The sequence below is a fragment of the Paenisporosarcina sp. P4_B8 genome (genome assembly GCF_056402175.1).
Window position 1 is genome coordinate 1 of the sequence record NZ_JBFUHX010000038.1, and the last position, 5,908, is coordinate 5,908.

Here is a 5,908-nt window from a genome sequence, read left to right on the forward strand (position 1 = left end):
AACTATCTATGCAGTATGAAGTTGAACTTCCAATATGCAATGCTTTACATGAGATATTATTCGAGGACAAAAATGCAAAAGAAACATTAGAAGAATTATTTTTAAGACCTTTAAAATTTGAATTTCAAACATCACGATAGTAACTGATACATTTTAGAGATTTTCTTAATTGTGTTATTCAACTAACGGGTGCTTTACTTCAATAAGGGGTAAAGCCTTTTTCTTCTTCAACAATCGGGCCAGTTTGTTGAACAAGGATATTTTCTGTTTTTAGCGAATTAGAATTACAAACAAACTTATCAAGAATACAGGATATTGCAAAATAACAGGAACATAGGAGGTATGAGCTATGAAAATCCTCAGAATAGATCATGTAGGTGTAAACGTAAATGATCTCTCTGCCGCTAAAGAGTTTTTTCTCGATTTTGGCCTTGAGGTGCAAGGGGAATGGGAAATGGAAGGAGAGTTCATGAATCAGGTATTTGGGCTTAATGACGTAAAAGTAGCATGTGTAGGATTGGGGACGCCAGACGGTCAGGTATGGATAGAGCTAATCAAATTTTATAGTCCGTCAGATGAAAGAGAAATTCAGCAACCTTTTGCAAATACCCTGGGTATCCGGCATATTGCATTTGCTGTTGAAGATATTGAAGCTGTTGTTGCCAAGTTGAAAAAGAAAGGTACGAAAATCTTTAGTGAGATACTACACTATGAAGAAAGTTATAAGTTATGCTACTGCAGTGGGCCAGAGGGAATTATTTTAGAGTTGGCGGAGCAAATCAAATAAATTATGGGTAATTAATAGTTATCGGGCCAATAATTAATGGATTTTGACATACCGTCAGTGAAATATGTAAACACGTTGATAAAGTTGTTCCGCAAGCGGGCGCGATTGTTATTTAAGCGTTTCTTTTCTTATTAAACTAACCGGTGCTTTAGTTGAAGATTCGATTTCTGAAGTAATCAATCTTTTTTATAAAAATGAATAGCAATAAACAGGTGAAACCTCGTATTTTGATCAAACTTTGTTCAAAATACGAGGTTTATTTTTTTTTACCTAGAAATTGAGGATGCTCGCTAAATTTTAATCAAACTTTTTTCAAAGGTTCATAAAGTTTACTATGATTTGTTAAGACAATACCGGATTGTCTGACTAAAGATTACGATTGGTCCAATTTTCACGGCGGCTTTAGGTTAAGACAATAGAGAATCATCTTAATAAGGTCTTACTACAAGCTATTCATATAATCTTTATGGTTATTGTCATAATTGGGGTTAGACTTGGATTAGAACCTCTTTCAAGAGCAGCTGAAATTCTTTTTCCCTGGGTTATACTGCTTTTTATGATTTTAGTTTTGTCTAGTTTCCCCAACTTTGAATTGAAAAATATTCATCCCGTGTTCGAAGGGGGAATAAAACCAATAATACGTTCTGTTATTTCAGTGATTGCTTTCCCCTTTTTAGACGTTATCAATCTTTTAATGATCTTTCCTTATGTCAATCGGACGGAAAAGGCGGGAAGGGCATTTTCAGGCAGTCATTTATGCCGTTCGAAATCAACTTGTTCCGTTTTCTTAATTAAAAATCACTTATAAAAATATGTCCTGTCCCTTATTATATCACTCTTGGTATAGTACTTTTGTTTTATGTAGTCATAGAACCAATGACAGCAAGAGTTACATCCTATGTTTAATTTTCAGAAAAGTGGAAATATGGGATGATGAGGGTAAGTGGAATAAATATAAACTCAAAAAGGAGAGACGTAAATGAAAAAAAGTAAATTGAAAGCATTTAAAGTCATGTCTACTGCAGCTGTCACATCTTTACTTATAACATCTTTAACAGTTTTTGCAGAAACGAATGACACTTCAACCGAGCTTCAACCATTGGAAGATATAGTGGAGCAAGAAAGTAAGGATCTTTATAGTGAAGCTGTTACTAAAGAAGGTTTAATTAAAGCGTATAGCCCGAATGAAATGGTCCGCCTAATCGTTGAAGTTGAACAGCCAACTGATGTGGAGCAATCATCAAAAAATAAAAAGTCAATGATGAAGCAAAAGCAAGACAAAGTGATTGATGCAATCACTAAAACGAAAAATTCAAAAGTAAATTCCGCTACTAAAGTGAAACACCGTTATTTTGAAGGTTTTAACGGATTCAGTTTAGAAACTGAGTTTCAGAATTTGAAAGGAATCGAGTCTATTCAAGGAGTTACGAATGTACATATTGCTAGAACATTCCATGAAACGATGGCAGCTAGTAAAGAATTGGTACAAGCTCAGAAAGTTTGGGAACAATATGGCTATAAAGGTGAAGGATTAGTTGTCGCGGTCGTAGATTCTGGGATTGATCATACACACAAAGATATGAAACTATCTGATGATGCAAAAGCGAAAGAAAAATGGACTCAAGATAAAATGGATCAAAAAATGGCAGATACAGATGTAAACGAAATTTGGTATTCAGATAAAGTCCCGACAGGTTATGATTGGGCAGACAATGATACAAATGTCATCCCTGGATTAAATGGTAGTCCGCATGGAACACACGTTGCTGGAACAGTTGGAGCTAACGGGGACGAAGCAACTGGCGGGGTCGCTGGTATTGCACCAGGTGTACAACTATTAGCTGAGAAGGTATTCTCGGATATGGGCGGAGGAGCCTATGAGGATGATATTATCGCAGGAATCGAGCATGCCGTTACAATGGGTGCAGATGTTATCAACATGAGCTTAGGTGTTGATGCAGGTTATGTTAGTGAAGAAGATGATCCGACTCAAAAAGCCATTCGAGTTGCGACAGAGCGTGGAACACTAGTTGTAGTGGCAGCTGGTAATTCCGCTCATAGTACGAAAAATAATTTATTTCTTGACTCTGCTTCAAAGCCATATGCAGAAAATCCTGATATTGGGACAGTTGGCGCACCGGGTGTAGGTCCATATGCTTTATCGGTAGCATCCTATGAAAATACAAAATTGCATTTAAATACTTTAGCAGATACAGATGGTATTAAGCTTCCTTTCCAAGATCAAACGATGTTTCCTGCAAAATATAATTTTAAACTCTCAAAATTTTTAGATCCGAATCAAGAATATGAAATGGTGTATGCAAACGAAGGACGAAGCAAAGCTGATTTTCCCGCCAATAAAACTGGCTACATTGCAGTAATAAAATTATTAAATGAATATTATTCTTATTCTTCTATTCAATTTAACGCAGAAACGTATGGAGCAAAAGCGGTAATCATAATACCAGCTGATAATATGGCGACTGATTATCCTTATCTAAGATTAACTCAAAATTCCATTCCAACTGCTACAACAGGTAAGGCTCCAGGGCAAGAACTATTAAATAAACTAAAAAGTGGTCAAATGGTCAAGATGAAATTAGACGGGGAAACTTGGATAGATAATGCAAAAAAAGACAACATGTCCAGTTTTTCATCCTATGGTTCTCCAAGTACATTAGATTTTAAACCAGAGATTTCGGCTCCTGGTGGAAATATTTATTCAACTGTTCCAGGAAATGATTATGAAATCATGAGCGGTACATCAATGGCAGCACCTCATGTTGCAGGCGGTTCAGCATTGTTATTGCAGGCACTTTATCAAAAAGGATTAACCCATTCAGAAGATACGGTGTTAAAAGCAAAGCTTGCTTTAATGAATACAGCTAATGTTCTCATGGATCCAAGAACAAACGGTGAAGTTCCATATTCACCACGCTTACAAGGATCTGGTTTAATGAAAATTCAAAATGCCATTAACACACCTGTCATTGTGACAAGTCGAAACACGCCTTTAGAACAAGTCGGAGCAGTTGCTTTAAAGGAAATTGGACAAACTACAAGCTTTAAATTAAACGTGGAAGCATTCGAAACTCCTAAGGGAAATAATAATAGTGAGGATATCGAATACCAAGTTTTTGTAGATGTTTTAAAGGATCAGACGGAAGTGAAAGAATATGATTTAGATACTGATGGTGACTTGGATTCCAAGGAGTATCTAACTTTAAAATCTGAACGAATCAATGGAGCAACAGTCACTGTCAATGATAATAAAGTTACTGAAACAGAAGGAGCTCTTCTTAAAATTAAACCTGGTCAAACAAAACAGCTGACAATTAATGTGAATTTACCAGATTCCTTAAAGAAAGATAGTTTTGTAGAAGGATTTGTTCGTCTAGTTCCGGTTACCAAGGATCAAGATAAAGCCGTGCCTTTATCCGTTCCTTATATGGGCTTCTATGGAAATTGGGATGAACCACTAAATATCGATCCTCCTGCATGGGAAAAAGATGCATTTTTAGGTTATACTGCACTTTGGGATGGAACATCAGAACGTTATCCAAAGGGATATGATCCAAGTACTGGAACGTTTGATCTTAACAAAATTGCCATCTCTCCAAACTACCATCTAAATGGTATCTATTCTTCATTTACGGCTTTACGTAATCTACAAAAAACAGAAATGTTTGTTGAAGATCAATCAGGAAATATCGTTAAATATTTAGGTGACTTCAGTGAATATACAGGGACACCATGGAAATTCAGAAAGAATGTCATGTCATTTGGGGACACTTATTACAATGAACTCTATTATTGGGATATGACAGATGAATCTGGACAATTTGTAAAAGATGGAAATTATCAATATGTGATTAAAACGGCATTAGACTTTCCAGGTGCAAAACCACAGGAAGTTAAAATGCCTGTGAAAGTAGATTCGACACTACCTAAAGTTACAGACATTACTGTAACTCCAAAGGATGGAAAATACGAAATTTCCTGGAAAGGCACAGATAATGAAAACGGAAGTGGATATGTTGCTGCAATGGTTTGGGTGAACGGAAATTATTATCTACCAGGAAAAGAGACAACATTACTATTAAACTACGAACCGAAAAATATTGTAGTAATTGGAGCAGACAACGCGTTTAACCACTCTTACACCGTTTGGGGAGATCAAAGTCCACAATATATGAGTGAATGGATGGTCCTTTCCAATTCTAGTGTATGGCCGACTAAAAATTTAAACAAAAACACTCCAACTGAGCTAGATTACTTTGCCCAAAACAGATCGGACTGGACGTTTTATGTTAAAGATGCAAATGGTAATATAGTCGATACGTTTGAAGTTGAAAATGAAAAGGAAGTTCATAAAAAATGGGCACCTAAACCGGAGTTACCAAATGGAAATTACTTTATCTCAGCTGATTTAGTAACAAAAGATGGTTTTAAAGTGTCATCAACGCCTAAACAAGTAACGGTTCTCCAACAATAAACCGATTGCGACCCAAGTGAGGATAATTCACTTGGGTTTTTTCATGCCCGATGCATGGTGCCATTTTTATACGCAAAAGATGAATGATTAAATAAAAAGTCGTGAAGTAGTACTTTTGTTTTAAGCAGGTATAGAACCAAGAACAGCACAAGATACATCCTATGTTTAATTTTCAGGAAAGTAGAAATGTGGGATGATGAGGGTTAATTGGGTAATGTTTCTGAATATTGAATGAATAAATGTTGAATAAACTCCCAGTTGGTATTAGATTAGTTGAAAAATTTTAATAACTTGATGTTGAAAGACAGATCAGTGTATTAAATGTGAAGTTAAGTCATCAGCACGAAACCTTTACATTTTTACAAATATATTAATCTACTATTTAGTTAGGCAGGGGGAGAGGTTTAATGAGGAAAAGGAGAAACAAAAAAATTATTATTAGAATCATTGTTTCGTAATTCATTGCACTACATATGTAATAAAAAGACAGAGACTTGGAGGAAGAAAATGGGGAAAAAAGCAAACAACAAAAGTAAGGTCTTAAAAAGCTTAGCTGTATTTGCTCTATCATCTAGTTTTATTTTAGGTTCTATTGTACAAGTACCTACTACTGCGAAAGCGGTTAG

General features: G+C 35.6%; 3 protein-coding genes. All 3 read left to right on the forward strand.

Translation table 11 applies throughout. From position 1 onward, the window contains the following. Positions 1–349: 349 nt before the first annotated feature. The 3 genes from AC1DSK_RS17125 (at position 350) to AC1DSK_RS17135 (ending at position 5,282) form a co-directional block, all read left to right on the forward strand. Positions 350–787 (forward strand): VOC family protein, encoded by a 438-nt coding sequence (locus AC1DSK_RS17125; RefSeq protein ID WP_477548098.1) that lies wholly within the window; start codon positions 350–352, stop codon positions 785–787. Positions 788–1,238: 451 nt separating this feature from the next. Next, positions 1,239–1,595, forward strand: coding sequence for a GerAB/ArcD/ProY family transporter (locus AC1DSK_RS17130; protein WP_477548111.1), 357 nt, complete (start codon positions 1,239–1,241; stop codon positions 1,593–1,595). Positions 1,596–1,766: 171 nt separating this feature from the next. After that, the gene (locus AC1DSK_RS17135) at positions 1,767–5,282 is read left to right on the forward strand and encodes a S8 family serine peptidase (RefSeq protein ID WP_477548099.1); all 3,516 of its coding nucleotides are present in this window, start codon (positions 1,767–1,769) and stop codon (positions 5,280–5,282) included. Positions 5,283–5,908: the final 626 nt, after the last annotated feature.

Excerpts from the sequence above, each read along its gene's own strand:
- AC1DSK_RS17135 (WP_477548099.1), top strand. The coding sequence starts at position 1,767 with ATGAAAAAAAGTAAATTGAAAGCATTTAAAGTCATGTCTACTGCAGCT.
- AC1DSK_RS17125 (WP_477548098.1), top strand. The coding sequence starts at position 350 with ATGAAAATCCTCAGAATAGATCATGTAGGTGTAAACGTAAATGATCTC.